General features: G+C 52.0%; 13 protein-coding genes and 1 pseudogene. 4 read left to right on the plus strand and 10 right to left on the minus strand.

The features are described 5' to 3' along the window. Entirely contained in the window at window positions 1-1,140 is a 1,140-nt protein-coding gene (locus EV202_RS00825) for a glycosyltransferase family 4 protein (protein WP_131924685.1), read from the minus strand. A 103-nt stretch (window positions 1,141-1,243) separates the two neighbouring features. Here EV202_RS00825 and EV202_RS00830 point away from each other — a divergent pair, with 103 nt between their 5' ends. Then, the gene (locus EV202_RS00830; RefSeq protein ID WP_394364497.1) at window positions 1,244-2,443 is read left to right on the plus strand and encodes a glycosyltransferase family 87 protein; all 1,200 of its coding nucleotides are present in this window, start codon (window positions 1,244-1,246) and stop codon (window positions 2,441-2,443) included. A gap of 281 nt (window positions 2,444-2,724) precedes the next feature. On the opposite strand, the gene EV202_RS00835 is transcribed toward EV202_RS00830, so the two are convergent. From EV202_RS00835 to EV202_RS00850, 4 genes are all read right to left on the minus strand, one after another. Continuing rightward, on the minus strand, window positions 2,725-3,471 hold the full coding sequence (locus EV202_RS00835) for a lipopolysaccharide kinase InaA family protein (protein WP_131924688.1): 747 nt from the start codon (window positions 3,469-3,471) through the stop codon (window positions 2,725-2,727). A gap of 4 nt (window positions 3,472-3,475) precedes the next feature. Beyond that, the gene (locus EV202_RS00840; protein ID WP_131924691.1) at window positions 3,476-4,498 is read right to left on the minus strand and encodes a glycosyltransferase family 9 protein; all 1,023 of its coding nucleotides are present in this window, start codon (window positions 4,496-4,498) and stop codon (window positions 3,476-3,478) included. Further along, entirely contained in the window at window positions 4,495-5,100 is a 606-nt protein-coding gene (locus EV202_RS00845) for a DUF4254 domain-containing protein (RefSeq protein WP_106069700.1), read from the minus strand. Before EV202_RS00845 ends, EV202_RS00840 begins: the two co-directional genes overlap by 4 nt. Window positions 5,101-5,419: 319 nt before the next feature. Continuing rightward, window positions 5,420-6,472, minus strand: a complete 1,053-nt coding sequence (locus EV202_RS00850; protein WP_131924693.1) for a glycosyltransferase family 4 protein — start codon at window positions 6,470-6,472, stop codon at window positions 5,420-5,422. Between the two features lie 163 nt (window positions 6,473-6,635). Here EV202_RS00850 and EV202_RS00855 point away from each other — a divergent pair, with 163 nt between their 5' ends. Continuing rightward, the gene (locus EV202_RS00855; RefSeq protein WP_131924696.1) at window positions 6,636-7,334 is read left to right on the plus strand and encodes a glycosyltransferase family 32 protein; all 699 of its coding nucleotides are present in this window, start codon (window positions 6,636-6,638) and stop codon (window positions 7,332-7,334) included. Here EV202_RS00855 and glf read toward each other — a convergent pair. Both glf and EV202_RS00865 read right to left on the minus strand, forming a co-directional pair. Then, complete coding sequence (gene glf / locus EV202_RS00860; RefSeq protein WP_131924699.1) at window positions 7,306-8,439, minus strand: UDP-galactopyranose mutase; 1,134 nt, start codon at window positions 8,437-8,439, stop codon at window positions 7,306-7,308. The two genes, EV202_RS00855 and glf, sit on opposite strands and share 29 nt — an antisense overlap. Window positions 8,440-8,444: 5 nt before the next feature. Then, window positions 8,445-9,449: a galactofuranosyltransferase gene (locus EV202_RS00865; protein WP_131924701.1), complete on the minus strand. Its 1,005-nt coding sequence runs from the start codon at window positions 9,447-9,449 to the stop codon at window positions 8,445-8,447. A 113-nt stretch (window positions 9,450-9,562) separates the two neighbouring features. On the opposite strand from EV202_RS00865, the pseudogene EV202_RS00870 reads away from it, so the two are divergent. Next, window positions 9,563-9,736, plus strand: a pseudogene (locus EV202_RS00870) (DUF1302 family protein); the annotation flags it as partial. Window positions 9,737-10,134: 398 nt separating this feature from the next. Here the strand turns inward: EV202_RS00870 and EV202_RS00875 are convergent. The 3 genes from EV202_RS00875 to EV202_RS00885 all read right to left on the minus strand — a co-directional run bounded on the left by EV202_RS00875 (window position 10,135) and on the right by EV202_RS00885 (window position 14,789). After that, window positions 10,135-10,533: a hypothetical protein gene (locus EV202_RS00875; RefSeq protein ID WP_131924705.1), complete on the minus strand. Its 399-nt coding sequence runs from the start codon at window positions 10,531-10,533 to the stop codon at window positions 10,135-10,137. Between the two features lie 55 nt (window positions 10,534-10,588). Next, window positions 10,589-12,607 (minus strand): M43 family zinc metalloprotease, encoded by a 2,019-nt coding sequence (locus tag EV202_RS00880; RefSeq protein WP_131924707.1) that lies wholly within the window; start codon window positions 12,605-12,607, stop codon window positions 10,589-10,591. A gap of 394 nt (window positions 12,608-13,001) precedes the next feature. Continuing rightward, window positions 13,002-14,789: an LTA synthase family protein gene (locus EV202_RS00885; protein ID WP_131924710.1), complete on the minus strand. Its 1,788-nt coding sequence runs from the start codon at window positions 14,787-14,789 to the stop codon at window positions 13,002-13,004. 190 nt (window positions 14,790-14,979) lie between these two features. Here EV202_RS00885 and EV202_RS00890 point away from each other — a divergent pair, with 190 nt between their 5' ends. Continuing rightward, entirely contained in the window at window positions 14,980-16,818 is a 1,839-nt protein-coding gene (locus EV202_RS00890; RefSeq protein ID WP_131924712.1) for an ABC transporter ATP-binding protein, read from the plus strand.

A 16,818-nucleotide genomic window follows, 5' to 3' on the forward strand; every position in this document is an offset into this window, starting at 1 on the left:
TTATGTGTATATTACTTTCTCATACACCGTCATTATCTCTGTGGCTATTCTCTCCGGCTCGAAGTTGATGGCGTATTTCTTTCCTTCGGTAATCATCTTTTCCCTGAGCCCGGGTTCGGTGAGCGTGCGGGTAATGGCTTGGGCCAGTGCGCGGGCATCGGTGGGACTCACGTACAGCGAATGCGGCCCGCCGGCTTCTTCCAGGCACGAGCCTGTGGCGCCTATGGCAGGCGTGCCGCTGTTCAGCGCTTCCAGCAGCGGAATGCCGAAACCTTCGAACTTGGAGGGATATACAAACACGGAGGCCATCTGATAGAAGGCGGGCAGGTCGTCGAAGGGCACGTCGCTGATGAGCCGCATGCGGTGTTCCAGCCCGTTCCGCCTGAGGAAGGTTTCTACCTTATTGGCATAGCGGGTGCGCTTGCCCACGGCTATCACCTTTGTTTCATCGGGCAGGAAAGGCAGGGCTTGCGCCAGCAGCATCAGGTTTTTCCGCTCTTCGATGCTTCCCACATAGAGGATGTATTGTTCGGGCAGGCGGTACTTCCGGCGTACGCTCTCTTTCTTTTCGGCGTCGACGGGGCGTTTGAAGCTGGCGTCGCAACCCTGATACACCACGTCTATCTTCTCCTCGGGGATGTGGAAGAAGTCTATGATGTCTTGCTTGGTGCATTGGCTCACGGCGATGATGCGGTCGGCATTCTGGCAGGCCTTGCGGAACTTGTAGGCGTAGATTTTGCGGTCGATGTACGGGTAATACTCCGGATGGCGCAGGAAGATGAGATCGTGGATGGTGACGATGCTGCGCACACGGCGGGCTTTGCGTATGTTCAGGGGCAACTCGTTGCTCAGGCCGTGAAACAGCCGTATGCGGTCCTGCTCAAAGTCGGCGGTGACGCCCCATACGCGCCACAGCGAACGCAGCCTTTTCCAGAAGCCTGTGCGGGGGCAACGCATGTCCACGTTGTATCGTTGAAGGAGGTTGTCCATGCACGCTGTCTTTCCGGGATGGGGAACGTATAGCAGATACCGCCCCGCAGGGATGGTCTCGGCAAGGCTCTCGATGACGAACCGGCTGTAGTTGCCCAGTCCGGTTTTGTTTTGTGCCGCTCGTTTGGCGTCGAATCCGATTTTAAACATAGGAACTTTTTTTTAGGCACAAATATAGGTAATATTTGGATGTGGAGCGTCCGGCTTCGTTAAATTATCTATCTTTGCGGCGTGAATGGTATAAAACGATGGTATGAAAAATGACGTTATGACACGGTTGCGGCGTTTTCGCGCTTTCTTGCAGAAACCCTTTTTCAGCGACGGCCGCACCCTCTTCGCTCTGTGGCTCCTGCTGCCGGTGATTGCATCTTTGCTGAAAATATCGAAACACAACAATTACCTCATCTTCAGATATGTCTTCTGGCATACGACAGAGCAGAAACCGCTTTATGCGGCCTATGACGAGTATTGGGACACGAACCACTACGGGCCTTTCTTCAGTCTGGTGATAGCCCCCTTCGCCCTGCTGCCCGAGTGGGTGGGGATGCTGTTCTGGCACATTGCCTTGTCGCTCTGCCTCTACTATGCCATGCGGCTGCTTCCTTTCCCCGACCGCAAGCGCATCTTCCTCTACTGGTTTTGCGCCCACGAGCTGTTGTCGGCACTCTTCATGTCGCAGTTCAACATTGCCGTCGCGGCCATCATCATTGCCGCTTTCTATTGCATAGAGAAGGAAAAGGAGTTCTGGGCGGCGTGCCTCATCATGGCGGGAACGTTCGTGAAGCTCTACGGCATCGTGGGGCTGGCGTTTTTCTTCTTCTCACGGCATAAGGCCAGGTTCGTGCTGTGGCTGCTGCTTTGGGCGGCGGTGATGTTTGCGGCTCCCATGCTCATCAGCAGCCCCGACTATATCGTGTCGCAGTATGCCGACTGGTGGGAGAGCCTTTCGGCAAAGAACGTGGAGAACATGTTTTCGGGCTACCAGAACATCTCGCTGCTGGGCATGGTACGCAAGATTTCGGGCTGCGCCGCCTATTCCGACCTCTGGCTCATAGTCCCCGCCCTGCTTCTTTTCGGTCTTCCCTATCTGCGCCGCGAGCAATACAAGTACGCCTCTTTCCGCTATGCGCTGTTGGCTTCGGTGCTGCTGTTCGTGGTGCTCTTCAGCACGGGCAGCGAGTCGAGTACTTATATCATCGCCTTTGCCGGAGTGGGCTACTGGTATTGGTCGGCTCCTTGGAAGCGGTCGAAGTGGGACGTGGCGTTGATGGTTTTTGCCTTCGTGCTGACGAGCATGTCGTCGTCCGACCTCTTCCCGGCCTTTATCCGTAAAGAAATCGTGCGTCCCTATGCCTTGAAGGCATTGCCCTGTTTCGTGATATGGCTGAAGCTGGTGTACGAGATGTGCCGCGCGAACTATGCGCAACAGGAAAATCTCGTCGTCTGCGAGTAAAGTCCGTCGCTGCCTTATCTAAAGTAGGAAGAGATTAGGGGGAAATCTCTATCGCAGGGCTTGCGATGTATATCTTGCGCCTTGCGATGTACATCTTAGGGCTTGCGATGTACAACGCAGGTGCTAAGATGGAGTTCTCTCCCCTTGGCGGCGAATGTTTCCGGGCAGGAGTCGTCGACTTTCGGAAAGTATCCCGCGGACTTCTTTTCTTACGTCGAATATCGAATGCGTTGGGGAGAACGGTAAAGAGAGCCGGTAAAGAGTCTGTCTGTGCCGAACTTTCAGGACGGACGCTTGGGCTTGAGGAAGCGTTTGAATTGTCTTCTTTTCTCAAACCTGCCCAGTGCGTGCATCACCTGCTCCACGCTCTGCCCTGCATCCCATTGGCGCAGCGTGGCATATTCCTCTACGATGTATTGCAGCAAGTCGCGCCGGTGGGTCACCCGCTTCAGGTTGTCCAGACACTCCTTGCGTGAAAGCGAAGCCTTGAATACGGAGCGGTTGGTGTCGATGACGGAAAAGCGGAATCGCCCCTCCTCATCGGTGTGATAGAGGATGTTGGCCGGATTGGGGTCGCCATGCATCACCCCCTTGCGGTGCATGGATACAAGGAAAGAGGCCAAGGCCGAAGCCAGCCGTTTGTCGAAGTCGGTGCTTGTCACCAATGCCGGATGGAGCGATGGGTAATGGCATGCCGTGGATATGAAGTAGCCGGTGTGGAACAGTCCGTTTTTCCTGCATTCCACATACCCGATGCCTTCGGGTGTGTCTATCCCGATGGAGTTCAGTTTCCCGGCATACAGGAAGGCTCTTTCCGCCTTGCTTTTGCGCCAGAACGTATAAGCCAGTCGCTGGATGAGGTTCGGTGTTTTGTATCGCTTCACAATCCACTCGCCGTAGGCGGTATCGAATCTCTTGACCACATTGCGGCCTGCATATATCACTTCTCCCTCCTTCTCGAACGCTTCGGGCAGGCGGGCAACGAAGTCGGAAGCCGACCGGTATTTGGGCAGGACGATTATTTTCATGCGTTCACAGGATTGATTCTATCTTCTTTGCGATATCTTGGGCGGATATCTCCGTCAGGCAGGCATAATCACCTCTGAGGCAGGGCTTGTTGCCGAAGATGGAACACGGGCGGCAAGGCAAGTCGGTCTGCACCGCATTGTCAAGGCTTTGTCCCCATCCCATGAATCCGGCAAAGGGATGCGTTGCACCCCAGACGGATACGACCGGCGTGGCGGTGAGCGAAGCCAGATGCATGTTGGCCGAGTCCATGCACACCATCACTTCCAGGTGGCTCATCAGGGCCAGCTCGCCGCTCAGTTTCAGTTTTCCGGCCAGCGGCACCACGTTGTCGTAGGGCTTGCTCCAGCGTTCCAGCTTCTCCGCCTCGTCCTTTCCGCCTCCGAACAGGAATATCTTCCGGTCTTTGTTCGATGCGACTTCTTCGATGAGTTTTGTGAGGGTGCTTTCGGGCAATATCTTTCCTGCGTGTGCGGCAAAAGGGGCAATGCCTATCCAATGCCTGCCGTCGGGCAGACCTGCGACGGCCCGGAAAAGGTCCGCCTCTCCTTTGCCTTCGCCATAGATGGAGCGGAAGGCCGCTTCTGCGGGGAAACCCAACTGCCCGAACACATCGGCATAACGCTTGAAGGAGGACGTCAGCGGAACCAGCTTCTTGTTTCGCGCTCTTGTAAGCTCTTTTTTCTCTTTCCTTCCTTTGTCTATATGTGCCGTCTTCGTGCCGCGCAAGGCGAATAGGGTGCGCAAGAGTTTGGAACGGAGCACGTCGTGCAGGTCGGCCACGGCATCGTATCTCTCTTTCCTGAGCTTACGGAACAGGCGGAACAGTCCGCCCGCTCCCTTGTATCGGCCTACGTCGACACCCTGAAACCGTACGTTGGCAGGCATCTGCCCGAACAGGGGAGACACGAAAGGCTTGCTCAGTACGGTGATTTCCAACTGCGGGTATCGACGGGCCACGGCGTCGATGACCGGCACGGTCATCGCCACGTCGCCCAATGCTGAAAGACGGATGACGAGTATTCTCATTTCTTGCCGTAAAGAACCGGATTCAGGCTGGGGTCGTTATACATCTTCATCTGCTTGTACACCTTCATATACTTCTTTCCCGCTTCGATGTCGGCAATCAGTTGGTCGATGGCGGAGGAGAGGTCTTTTTGTTGTTCCAGCAGCACGTTCAGTTTGGCTTCGCACCGGGCGTGGTGTTCGGGAGTGGTATCGGTGCGCTCCGCTTCCTGACGCATGTGATAGATTTTGAGTGCGAGGATGGACAGGCGGTCGATGGCCCATGCCGGACTTTCGGTGTTGATGATGGCCTCGGGGCTTACCCGCACGTCCTTGTATTTGTCGAGGAAATAGCTGTCTATCAGTTCCACCAAGTCCGTGCGGTCTTGGTTGGACTTGTCTATTCTTCTTTTAATCTTCAAAGCCTCCGCCGGGTCGATGGCGGGGTCGCGTATGATATCTTCCAAGTGCCACTGCACGGTGTCGATCCAGTTCTTCAGGTACAGGTAGTACTCGATGCTTTTCAGTGGGTAAGGGTTCCGGATAGGGGTGTCCACATGGTCGTTCTTGTGATACTCAAGAATGGACTCTGTAAAGATGCGGTTGCCGAGTGTTGTAAAGCTCATAACTTCAGGGATTAAATGATAAACAGTTTATTGATGGACAAAACTAAGCAAAGTTTCTTACATATCCAAAACTCAGAGCCTGCTTAAGAGTTTGTCCGAACTCTCTTCAAAAGAATATCGGGCAAAAGTAAAACAGGCTCTCCGGCTTCCTTCGGCATACTTTTGAAAAGCGATGGTTTCTTCTCCGGTGATTTCGGGCGAGGGAGGTTACCCGAGGTCTCCGTACTTTCTTACTTTTTCGATGTCCGTATTGAGGTACATCCTAAAAGAGTTATATCCGATTTTCGGGGTCTGTTTTATCGGGGGAAAGAAGCGTTTCTTACCGGTTAATCACTTCTTTATAGACTTCCCAATATTGCTTCGCCGTATTTTCCCATGAGAAACTCAGTGCGTGGGCTTTGATTCTCTCCGGATCTTTATGGCCGTTGTAGAAGTCGTCGAGCCCTTTCCGGAACTCGCTTCTCATCACCTCCCTGTCGAAGTCGTGGTTGAAATAGTAGGCGTGCTCCTTTCCTATTTCGGGCAGGCAGGTGTGTGTGGAGAGGAACACCGGCTTGCCGTATTGCATGGCTTCGATAATGGGAAGCCCGAACCCTTCGGCTATGGAGGGGAACAGGAAAGCGGTGCAGTGGCGCAGATACCAGTGCTTTTCGCTTTCGGGAATGGCACCCGGCAGATGGATTCTGTCCGTCACCTGCCATCGTGCAGCCTCTTCGTAAATCTGCCGTACATACTCCGGAGAGTTGTGAGCGCCGGCAAGTATCAGTTCATAATCATTGTCTTTCAGCAGGCATGCCAGTACGTGGAAGTTCTTTTTGGGATACATGGAGCTGATGGAGAAGAGGAAAGGACGGGCGGGTTTTCGTTTGGGCTCTTCGACAGGACCGTTCCATACGTTGCATCCGTTGTATATTACCCTGACCGGCCTATCTTTCACGTCGAAATTGTTCAGGATGTCTTTCTTGGTCCATTCCGATATGGCAACGATTTGCGAAACCTTCTCTATATGTTTCCCTATTCGTTTGATGATGCGCTGTTTTTCCTCCTGCGGAACAGGCTCGTACAGATAGTTCAAGTCATGAATGGTTTGTACGATTCTGGTGCGGAGCGGCATGTAGCGCGTCAGCTGGCAGCACGAGTGCCACAGGGTGATGTTCGGGTTGTAGAGGAAATGCTTATGAAGAAAATGATTTGTTTTCATATACCGGTAGTCGTCTCCCCACAAACCGATAAGCTTTCTGGGCATGTAAAAACTCAAAGGATATTCAGGATTCTGGCGAGCCTCTTCGTGCAATGCCTGTGCCAGATAATTGCAGAAAGAGAAGAATCCGCAATTGGCATGCCTCATTCGTTCACAATCAAAGATAATCATAGTGTAAGCCTGTTGGGTTTTCTGATACAATCAGAACATATAGTTCTGAAAATGTTGCAAAGATAGTGTTCTTTGAGTATGTACTGACTTTTATTTCTTTCTTTTTTGAATATAATGTAGCATAATAGTATTTTTGTAGCCTGAAAGCAAACTCTAACAGCTTATGATACCTAAAGTAATTCATTTATGTTGGTTCAGTGACGACCCATTTCCGGTGGAAATAAAACTCTGTCTCGAGACATGGAAACGACTGTTGCCCGATTTCCGGGTGAGGCGTTGGACATATCAGGATGCCAAAGCCATCGGTTGCCGATTCATAGATGAAGCATTGGAAGCCAAGAAGTGGGCTTTTGCCGCCGATGCCGTACGTTTTTATGCCGTGTATAGCGAAGGCGGTATCTATATGGATAGCGACATCTTTATCAGGAAGCGTTTCGACCACCTCATACCCGAACGCGGATTTGTCACCACTTTCGAGAATGAGAACACGCAGTTGCAGGCGGCTTTCTTCATGGGAGAGAAAGGAAACCTGTTCTGCAAGGAGATGTTCGAGCACTATCAGGCAACTCCTTTCCTGAATGCCGACGGCAGCTACAACACCATTATATCACCGGTGGTGATGTTCGACATGGCGAGCAAGAAAGGCTGCCTTCCCGAAGACAGGGAGCAGCATCCGACTGATGACATCACCATATACCCCTCGCATTACGTGATTCCCCGTCACAAATACCCCTCCACACCCGATACGTTTGCAGAGCATCGCATCTACGGGAGTTGGAGGAAGCGGAAGTTCGGACGTAAACTGGAACTCTTCGTCAAGCACGTCTGGCTGACTATCCGTTTTTATCTTTTGAAGCGGTAGTCCGCCAAAGCGCAAGGGCGGCGGCAACGGTGTCGTCCATGTCGGCATAGGTGTATTGCGCCAGCCGGCCGCCGAACAGCACGCGGCTTTGCTGCCGTGCCAATGCCTGATATTGCCCGAAGATGCGCATGTTCCGTTCGTCGTTTATGGGGTAGTAAGGTTCCTTGCCCGGTTCAAAGGAGTCGGGGAACTCGTAGGTGATGACGGTGAACGGTTGCGTGCCGTACTCAAAGTGCTTATGCTCGATGAGACGCGTGTATGGCACTTCGCGCTCGCAGTAGTTCACCACGGCGTTGCCCTGATGGTTGTCCGTATCGTCCAGCCGCTTGTGCTCGAAGCGCAGGCTGCGGTATTCCAAGCGTCCGAAGCAATAATCGAAATACTCGTCGATGCACCCCGTGTAGAGAATCTTGCCGGCCATCCGGTCCAGTTCCTGACGTTGTTCAAAGTAGTTGGTGCTTGTACGCACTTCTATCCCTTCCAGCAGCGCATCCGTCAGTTTGTTGTATCCTCCTATGGGAATGCCCTGATAAGGGTCGTCGAAGTAATTATTGTCGAACGTGAAACGGAACGGGATGCGCTTGATGATGAATGCCGGAAGTTCGGTGGCGGAGCGTCCCCACTGTTTTTCCGTGTATCCTTTGATGAGGCGGAGGTATATGTCTTTTCCGCAAAGTTTCAAGGCTTGCTCTTCGAGGTTGCGGGGCGTTTCGATGTGGGCATACGCCGCACGTTGCTCTTCGAGCTTGGCTTTGGCCTCTTGGGGAGTGCGCACGCCCCACAGCCGGTAGAACGTGTTCATGTTGAAAGGCAGGTTGTACAGCTTGCCGTCGAAAAGAGCGAGGGGAGAGTTGGTGTAGCGGTTGAACTTTACCAGCCGGTTGACGTACTCCCACACTTCGGCCCGGTCGGTATGGAAGATGTGGGCGCCGTATGTATGCACATGAATGCCGTCGATATCTTCGCAGTAGATGTTTCCGCCGGTGTGCGGACGCTTGTCTATCACCAGACAGCGTTTCCCGGCCGCTTTGGCCTCGTGGGCAAAGACACTGCCGAACAGGCCTGCCCCCACGATGAGGTAATCGTATTGTTTCTTTGTTTCCATTCCCTTTAGTTCAATGCGTTGAAAGCCTCGTCGAGTGCCTGCTTTATGAAGTAGCCTTCGCCCAGCTGTCTGCCCATCTTCAGGGCGTTCTCTTTCATTATGCCATATTCTTCCTCGGTCAGTGCTTCCAGAGCATTGTCGATGTCGGCCAGCGAGTCTATGGCTATGCCTATGCGGTGTTCCGACACGAACGGCGCCATGGCGGCTTGGCTCCATACGATGACGGGAAGTCCGCTCCGCAGGTAGAACGATGTCTTGTGCGGATTGTTTATCCGCAGGTATTCCCCCCAGTTGCCCGAACATTCGTCGACGGAGTCACCGTCCCATACCAGCCCGAAGTCGGCTTCCACACGGTTTACAAACTCTTCGGAGTTCAGGAAGCCGTGATAGGCGATGTGCCGCCAGTTTTTGGCGTAAGCTTCTTCAAATCCTTTGCCGTAGATGTCCAGAGTCCAGTTGCGGATGTGAGGATCCAGTTTGTACAGGAATTCGTTTCTCCATCTCCCCAGTCCGCCGGCATAGACCACCGACCGGGGATGGTGGGGTGTGGCGTATCGGGCGGGTTCGGCCTGCGACAGGTAGTCGAAAATGCCGAGGCAATGCAGGGGCGACAAGCAACCGTGCCGAAGCAGGTGCTCTTTCATCTTCTCGTTGTGCACGATGATGAAATCCGTGCGCGACAGGAGGGCGTTCTCTTGCTCCGGCGTCAGCTTGTGGCGGCGGAAAGCCCCTAAATCGTGGATGACGGTTACCACTTTCGCTCCTTTCAGGTGTGCGAAGACGCAAGCCGTTTTGTAGAATTTCTTCATGGGGTATTGCAGGAACAGGATGTCTCCGCGTTTCATCTTCGTGAGGATGCGTGCCACCCCGCACACTTTGGCCGTGAAACGGGCCATCATGCCGTTCTGCTTCCTTGTCGGCGTCAGGTTCCGGAATCCCATTCCTTCTACGATGTCGTCAATGTCGTTTTTGGCCTTGTTGGCCGACTGTATGGCTATAAAGTAATTCATAAGCATCTGTTGTTACGCCTCTCGAATGAGAAAGAAAGCGTTGTTGTTAAGAAGAACAAAGCTAAGCAAACTTTCTTGCATATCCAATTCGCGGCCCGATTAATTTTGCCCTTACCTGTTTCGACTTGAATCATCGAGGACGGTTCAGCCGCTTTTCCGCCGATTATGCCCTAAACGACCTCGTCCGTCTTTCTGCCGGTTTTGCTTGGTTTGGCGGCGATGAGGGTGTGCTTGGTCTGTACAAACGCAACTCGGAAGTGTGGGTCAAGGCCAAATACAGCTTTTAGCAGTGTTTTGTTTCGTGCATTTTTGCTCGATTGACGTGGAAAAAACATGACAATAGACAGTTTGTGTGTGCCTTTCAGAAGAAGAGTGTGTATTGGCTTGATTTTCAGTGGATAATACTCTCCTTTTCTCTTTTCTTCGAGATGGCGTATGTTCGGCACCGAGGAACACGTCGTTCCACACCGAGGAACACCCTCTTCCTCACCGAGGAACGAGGCTTTCGGCACCGAGATACGATTTGCACCTGTCGTATCTATGTATAATATTTTACAAATGAGCGTTCCGGCGGAAGATGCCTATATGGGAAAACTCAATTTCAGAAAAAAAGAGCCATATCATTACTCAAGAAATAGAGTGTGATAGGGCTCTTTATTATTTATCTGTTACAACCCGTACTTTTCTAATGACTTATATTAGACGCATCCTTATTCAGCTTTATATCCTTTAGCTTTAGAGAGTAATAAATTGTGATTGCTCCATTAATAGGCCAAATAACATCCGTGTACAGGTGCTGGGCTGTGCCGCTAAAGACAATCCGCCGATTTTTGTACACCTTGTACTCGTCCTTCATGTTCTCTATCATGAGTACATCTGTTACCTCATCTCCTTGCTCAATTTCCGCATAGATAACCCACTTTTCTAATTCGTTGTGATACTTCATACTTCCTTCGAACGCGCTCAGTTCGATGGGCTTTTGCGGTTTCTCCGGATAAATCCGTCTTGTGGTGGGTTCTTCTTTGCTGCAACCGAGGCAGAGCGTCAGGCACAAGAGGATGCTGAAAGGAATAAAATGTTTCATAATGGTAAGGTTTTAAGTATAACATAAATCGCTGTTTAAAATTCTAACTGAAGTGCTACTCAATAATCACTCTTCGTTCTTGAGTGTAGGTGTTGTCAGAAACGACAATGCGATACTCTCCCGAAGTCCATGTACGTGTATCTATTTTCATTTCGTAGGTTTTCTCTTTCTTGGTGTCAGAAAAGAGTTTTACGCCTCGACCCGTATATACTTCAACTTTACTTATTGAAAGATTGCGGTTTGTCACTTCCGTTTTCTGCGTTACTTCAGGTTTCACCACTCGTATTGTGATTTCCCCTCTACTGTCATCAAAAGAGATATTGTAATAAGGAACGATTATCTCACAAGGAATTGTGAAGAAATTGGCGGAGGTTCCGCAATTGTTTTCTGTTCTGATTTTCAGCCAACCATCGGTACAATCGCCTACCCTTAAATTAAACGTGGGGTTTCCCTGCAAATAGCGATGTGCGGAAGTTACCATTTTAAAAGTGAAATAATTCGATGTGTTGTTGGTAGAAGAGTTATTACTTGCTTTGTCGGTATATTCTAACCTTAGCGTAAAGTCGTCCGAAACGTAAATAGGATTACCGTGATTCATATTCGTAGTCATTCCGGATTGTCCGTTTACAAACCAATACAAATTTCCTATGTAGGGCGATGGAGGACCGCTTGTGGCAAAGGTTGTCAGAGAAGTTGTTCCTGCCGGAGAAGTCAGCTCAGCCTCGATTGTATGGTATCGGGAATTCATTCCGTTGGAGTTCAGTGTGATAGTCGGCCCGTTATATGTATTTGTCGAGTTCGATAAAGGCTGGTCATCCATTACTGAAGAGGGGAAGAAGGTTTTCACTGTCCAAGAAACGCTTTCATTCGGAGATAGTGCGGAAATGGAATAGGAGGCATTGCTGCAAAACATTTTCGGTCCTTCTATTTTCTTGTGATGTATCACTTGCCGGAGAATGCTGCTCTGGTTAATGGATGCATGCATCCGTTGTATCTGTAAGGGAGTGAAATTAGTGCGGCATGGCTTATGGGAATATGACATCATGTTTGTAGGGTCTGGGTTGTAGCTGTCCCCATTTGCATCCACGCTTGTTCCTATGTATTCGCAAAAATATGGATGCCACTTTTGCGGATCGGCTGGGGTGTCGGCTATATAGTCACCGGCCGTAGTCGCATTGCTTCCGTTGACCAACTCTTTTATTCCGGGTTCTTCATCCCATGTCCCATGATGTGTATGATACAAGCCTAAGCAATGTCCTACCTCATGTGGCAGGGTAGAACCTTCGTGGTATCGTGATCTGATAATGCATGCGGAGGAAGGAATGTTCTTGGCTTGTCCTATGAATTTGTCTGAATTTTCTTCTGAACTAATAATATAAATGTCTATAGCATCTGGGTGAGGATTGGTATTGAAGATATTGGCTAACTCTGCCATTGTTCCGAGCGTGTTGTTATGCGCGTCAGAGTCAATATATTCATCGCCGGATAAACAGAAACTGATATTAGATCCGGAATAGTAGTTGTTTAAGGAACTTATCACTCCCGGTGAAACGGTAGTTTTATTAAGTCCATTTCCGGCGGAGCTTCTTATGACATGCACATAAACGTTCAGAAGATAGTTGCCACTTCCTATGGCACGTGATTGCGGTTCAAAGAACCATGCGGGAGGGGGAGGGGCGGGCGTTCCACACTTTGCGCGTGTTTTTATATCCTTTAGCTTTAGAGAGTAATACTTTGTGTATCCTCTTGCTCCATTATCCGGCAAATTAATATCCGTGTACAAGTGCTGGGCTGTGCCGCTAAAGACAATCCGCTGATTTTCGTACACCTTGTACTCGTCTTTCATGTTCTCTATCATGAGCACATTTACTACTTCATCTCCGGGTTCAACTCTCGCATAGATAACCCACTTTTCTAATTCGTTGTGATACTTCATACTTCCTTCGAACGCGCTCAGTTCGATGGGCTTTTGCGGTTTCTCCGGATAAATCCGTCTTGTGGTGGGTTCTTCTTTGCTGCAACCGAGGCAGAGCGTCAGGCAAAAGAGGATGCTGAAAGGAATAAAATGTTTCATAGCGGTAAGGTTTTTAGAGGTTTATATTAAAGAATGTGGCTCGACCATCTTTGCGCAGTGTAATGGACAGAAGCCAACAAAAGATATTATTACAAAATAACAGATTAAATATTAGAGAAACAAATATTTAGCCAAGTTTCTATAATTAATTTTGCCCATCGTGTTTTGCCGGGGCTTTGTAGAGGCATGCCTGCTTGCCGGTTGAGAGCGAGGGTTTGTGCCCGTAAGGACAGGCGCAAGTCTATGTCTTGACAAACACCGGACTTTGAGCCGGCAGGCACAAGTGTTTGTCGTGTCAGGCACAAGCCTTTGTCGCGTCACACACAAGCCTCTGACGGATGCCGGGAAAGCTGCTGATTATGAGGCGGTAAGGATGATCGTCTACCGAAAAAGGCTATTCCCCGGCATATCGCCCCAGATAGTCGAATTGTATCATGCGGTCGGAGATTTCGTATGCCTCTTGCGCATAGGCTGCTTCCTGCGGCGTGACGCTTTCTCCCTCCACCTTCAGTTGGGAACTGACGGCAAACCCTTTCTTCGAGGGGTCGAAGATGCTTTGCCCCAGCCCGCTCCAGCAGTAATCGTCGAGGCGGAGCAGGTTCAGCAGCGTGGGATACATGTCTATCTGCCCCATCACCTTGTCGTAGCGCATGCCTACGGGCGAGTTCACCACGATGAAGGGCGTAAACGTCTTGTCGGACACGACACCCTTGCCGCCGGGGGCGTTGCACAACTCCTCGCGGTGCGAGGCCAGCCCCTCGTGGTCGCCGGTGATGACGATGAGGGTTTCGGCGTATTGCGGCAGCGTCTTCAGGTATTCCACAAACCGTCCTATGGCCTTGTCCGTGTAGCGTGCGGTGGTCATGTAGTCGTTCATCTTCTGCGGGATGGCCGGGGAGAAACGCACCTCTTTCAGCTCTTCGGGCAGTTTGAAGGGGGCGTGTCCCGAATAGGTGACGAGCTGCATGTACACGTTTTCGCCCTGCTTCCATATCTCGCCGTTCTCTATCTTGCGGCGGCACTGTGCCAGAAAAGCGCCGTCGCCCGTGCGCTTGTGCGTGCCGAAGGCTTCCTCCAGCTTGAAGTCGTGATAGGCTATGATGGTGTCCGTGCCGAAGCTGTAAGCAATGACGCCCTGATTCCATGTGGACACCTTGTCGATGGTGAGGAGGTAGTTGCGCGAGGCTTTCTTTTGGTGCATGGCTTTCTGCAAGGTGTGGTAGGTATGGTCGGGGTAGAGGCTGCTGTACGTGCCGCTGTTGATGGGCAGCAGTCCGGCGCAGAGCATCAGCTGCGCGTCGATGGATCGTCCTCCTTTCACCTGCGTCAGCACACGGGGAGCATACAGGGTGGTGGAGTCCTTTATCAGCCTGTTGAGGCAGGGCGTGATTTCCTGCCCTTCCACTTCCGTCTCCAATACCCAGCTTTCGAGCGACTCGGCAAGGATGACGATGCAGTTGTTCCGTGTGCCGATGGAGTCGGGCAGGGCACGGTGCACGGGCTTCCGGCTCAACCACGCCTCTATCTGCTGCCGTGTTTCGGGGGTGAGCGTCTGCTTGCGGCTCATCAGGTCGTGGCACATATCTCCGAACACGGTGTACATGGAGGTGGTGCTTGCGCACATGTAGGCGTCTTGGCGGACGGCTTTATAGGCCGCGCCGAAACCGCCCTTCAGCAAGGTGGTTGTGGCGAAGAGCACGATGGCGGTGCCTGAAAGCACTGCGTAGCGGCGGTACGACGTGCGCTCACGCATCTGCCTGCGGCGCAGTGCCGGCGGAATGCAGGCAAGGGTTGAGAGGGGGAAAAAGGCGTCGTACCAACGGAAAGAGTCGTACACGCTTCCGGTGAAGTCGGCCAGATTGCCCGACAGGGCATAGCTGCTCAGGGGGATGGCCGTGTAGTAGGTGCGGAAATACATCAGGTTGGCCACCAGCAGCATGTCCATCAGCAGCATGACGGCGATTTGCGTCTTCCACAGCCGGAAGAAACGGTAGGGCACGAGCAGCAGCAGTGTGGCGATGACTTTCGTGGCGTAGAACTCTACGGTGGAGAACGAGGCGAACGTGGTGGGTATGCTCCAGATGAAATCGAACAGCAGGAACTTGAAGAACAGGGCGGTGCCGAACCAAAGTACCATCCGGTCGATGTTGGCGGGGCAACGCGTGAAGCGTGGTCTTGTCATACGAAATAAGAGTTTAAGCGTTGGTTTGTGCAGGCATTTTTCCCGTCACGGCGCAAAGGTAAATAAAAAGGAGAGAAAGCTTGGCGGCTTTTCCGGAAAAAGTGGACTTGGCGTACTAAAGGCGTTGCCTTTGTCCCGTATTTCCGTTTATTGTCGTATATTTGTCCCTGCAATCCACTAACAATTAGCAATGAAGGAATTTCTGCAACTGATGCGGCGTTTCGTGACGCCTTATAAGAAGTATATCGGCCGGGCCATCGTGCTCAATGTATTGTCTGCCATTTTCAACGTTTTTTCGTTCACCTTGTTGATTCCCATTCTGAACATCCTCTTCAAGACGGGAGATAATGCGCAGGCCTACCGCTTCATGGAGTGGGGTGCCGGAAGCCTGAAAGAGGTGGCGGTGAACAACTTCTACTACTACGTCACCCGTCTCATTGAAGTCTACGGGCCGTCTACCACGTTGCTCTTCCTGGGGTTCTTCCTCGCCTTCATGACGATGCTGAAGACCTCCTGCTACTTCGGCTCTTCGGCCGTGATGATTCCGTTGCGCACAGGCGTGGTGCGCGACATCCGGGTGATGGTCTACTCCAAAGTGATGCATCTGCCGCTGGGCTTTTTTTCCGAAGAGAGAAAGGGCGACATCATCGCCCGAATGAGCGGCGACGTGGGCGAGATAGAGAATTCCATCACCAGCTCGCTGGATATGCTGCTCAAGAATCCCATCCTGATAATACTTTATTTCTCTACGCTGATTGTCACCAGTTGGCAGCTGACGCTGTTCACCATCTTGGTGCTGCCCGGCATGGGCTGGTTCATGGGCAAGGTGGGCAAGAAACTCAAACGCAGGTCGCTCGAAGCGCAGGGAAAGTGGAGCGACACCATGTCGCAATTGGAAGAGACGCTGGGCGGACTGCGCATCATCAAGGCATTCATTGCCGAAGACAAGATGGTGGACCGCTTCAAGCAGTGCAGCGACGAACTGCGCGACGCAACCAACAGGGTGGCCACCCGTCAGGCGTTGGCGCACCCCATGAGCGAGTTCCTCGGCACACTGCTCATCGTGTTCGTACTGTGGTTCGGCGGTCTGCTCATTCTGGGCGAGGGCACTTCGATGGAGGCTTCCACGTTCATCTTCTACATGGTGATTCTATACAGCATCATCAACCCGTTGAAGGACTTTGCAAAGGCGGGCTATAACATCCCGAAGGGACTCGCCTCGATGGAGCGTGTGGACAAGATATTGAATGCCGAAAATCCCATCAAGGAACCCGCCCATCCCGTTGCCCTGACCGGTATGGAGCGGCAAATCGAGTTCAGGGATCTGTCGTTCAGCTACGACGGAAAGCGTGAAGTGCTGAAGCACATCGACCTCACCGTGGCCAAAGGACAGACCATCGCCTTGGTGGGGCAGTCGGGTTCGGGAAAGTCGACGCTGGTAGACCTGCTTCCGCGCTACCACGATGTGCATCAGGGTGAAATCCTTATAGACGGCGTGAACATCAAGAACTTCCGCATCCACGATCTGCGCGCTTTGATAGGCAACGTGAACCAGGAGGCCATCCTCTTCAACGATACGTTCTTCAACAACATCGCTTTCGGGGTGGAGAACGCCACGCCGGAGCAGGTGATGGAAGCGGCCAAGATTGCCAATGCCCACGACTTCATCATGGAAACCGAACTGGGCTACCAAACCAATATCGGCGACCGTGGAGGCAAACTCTCGGGCGGCCAGCGCCAGCGCATCAGCATTGCCCGTGCCATCCTTAAGAACCCGCCCATCCTCATCCTCGACGAGGCCACCTCCGCTCTCGACACCGAGAGCGAACGCCTTGTGCAGGAGGCTTTGGAGCGTCTGATGAAGACACGCACCACCATTGCCATTGCCCACCGCCTCTCCACCATCAAGAATGCGGATGAAATCTGCGTGCTCTACGAAGGCGAAATAGTGGAGCGCGGCAAGCACGAAGAGCTGCTGGCAAAGAACGGCTACTACAAGCGGCTGAACGACATGCAGTCGCTGGGATGA

This window comes from Prevotella heparinolytica (assembly GCF_004342845.1).
GTDB lineage: Bacteria > Bacteroidota > Bacteroidia > Bacteroidales > Bacteroidaceae > Bacteroides > Bacteroides heparinolyticus.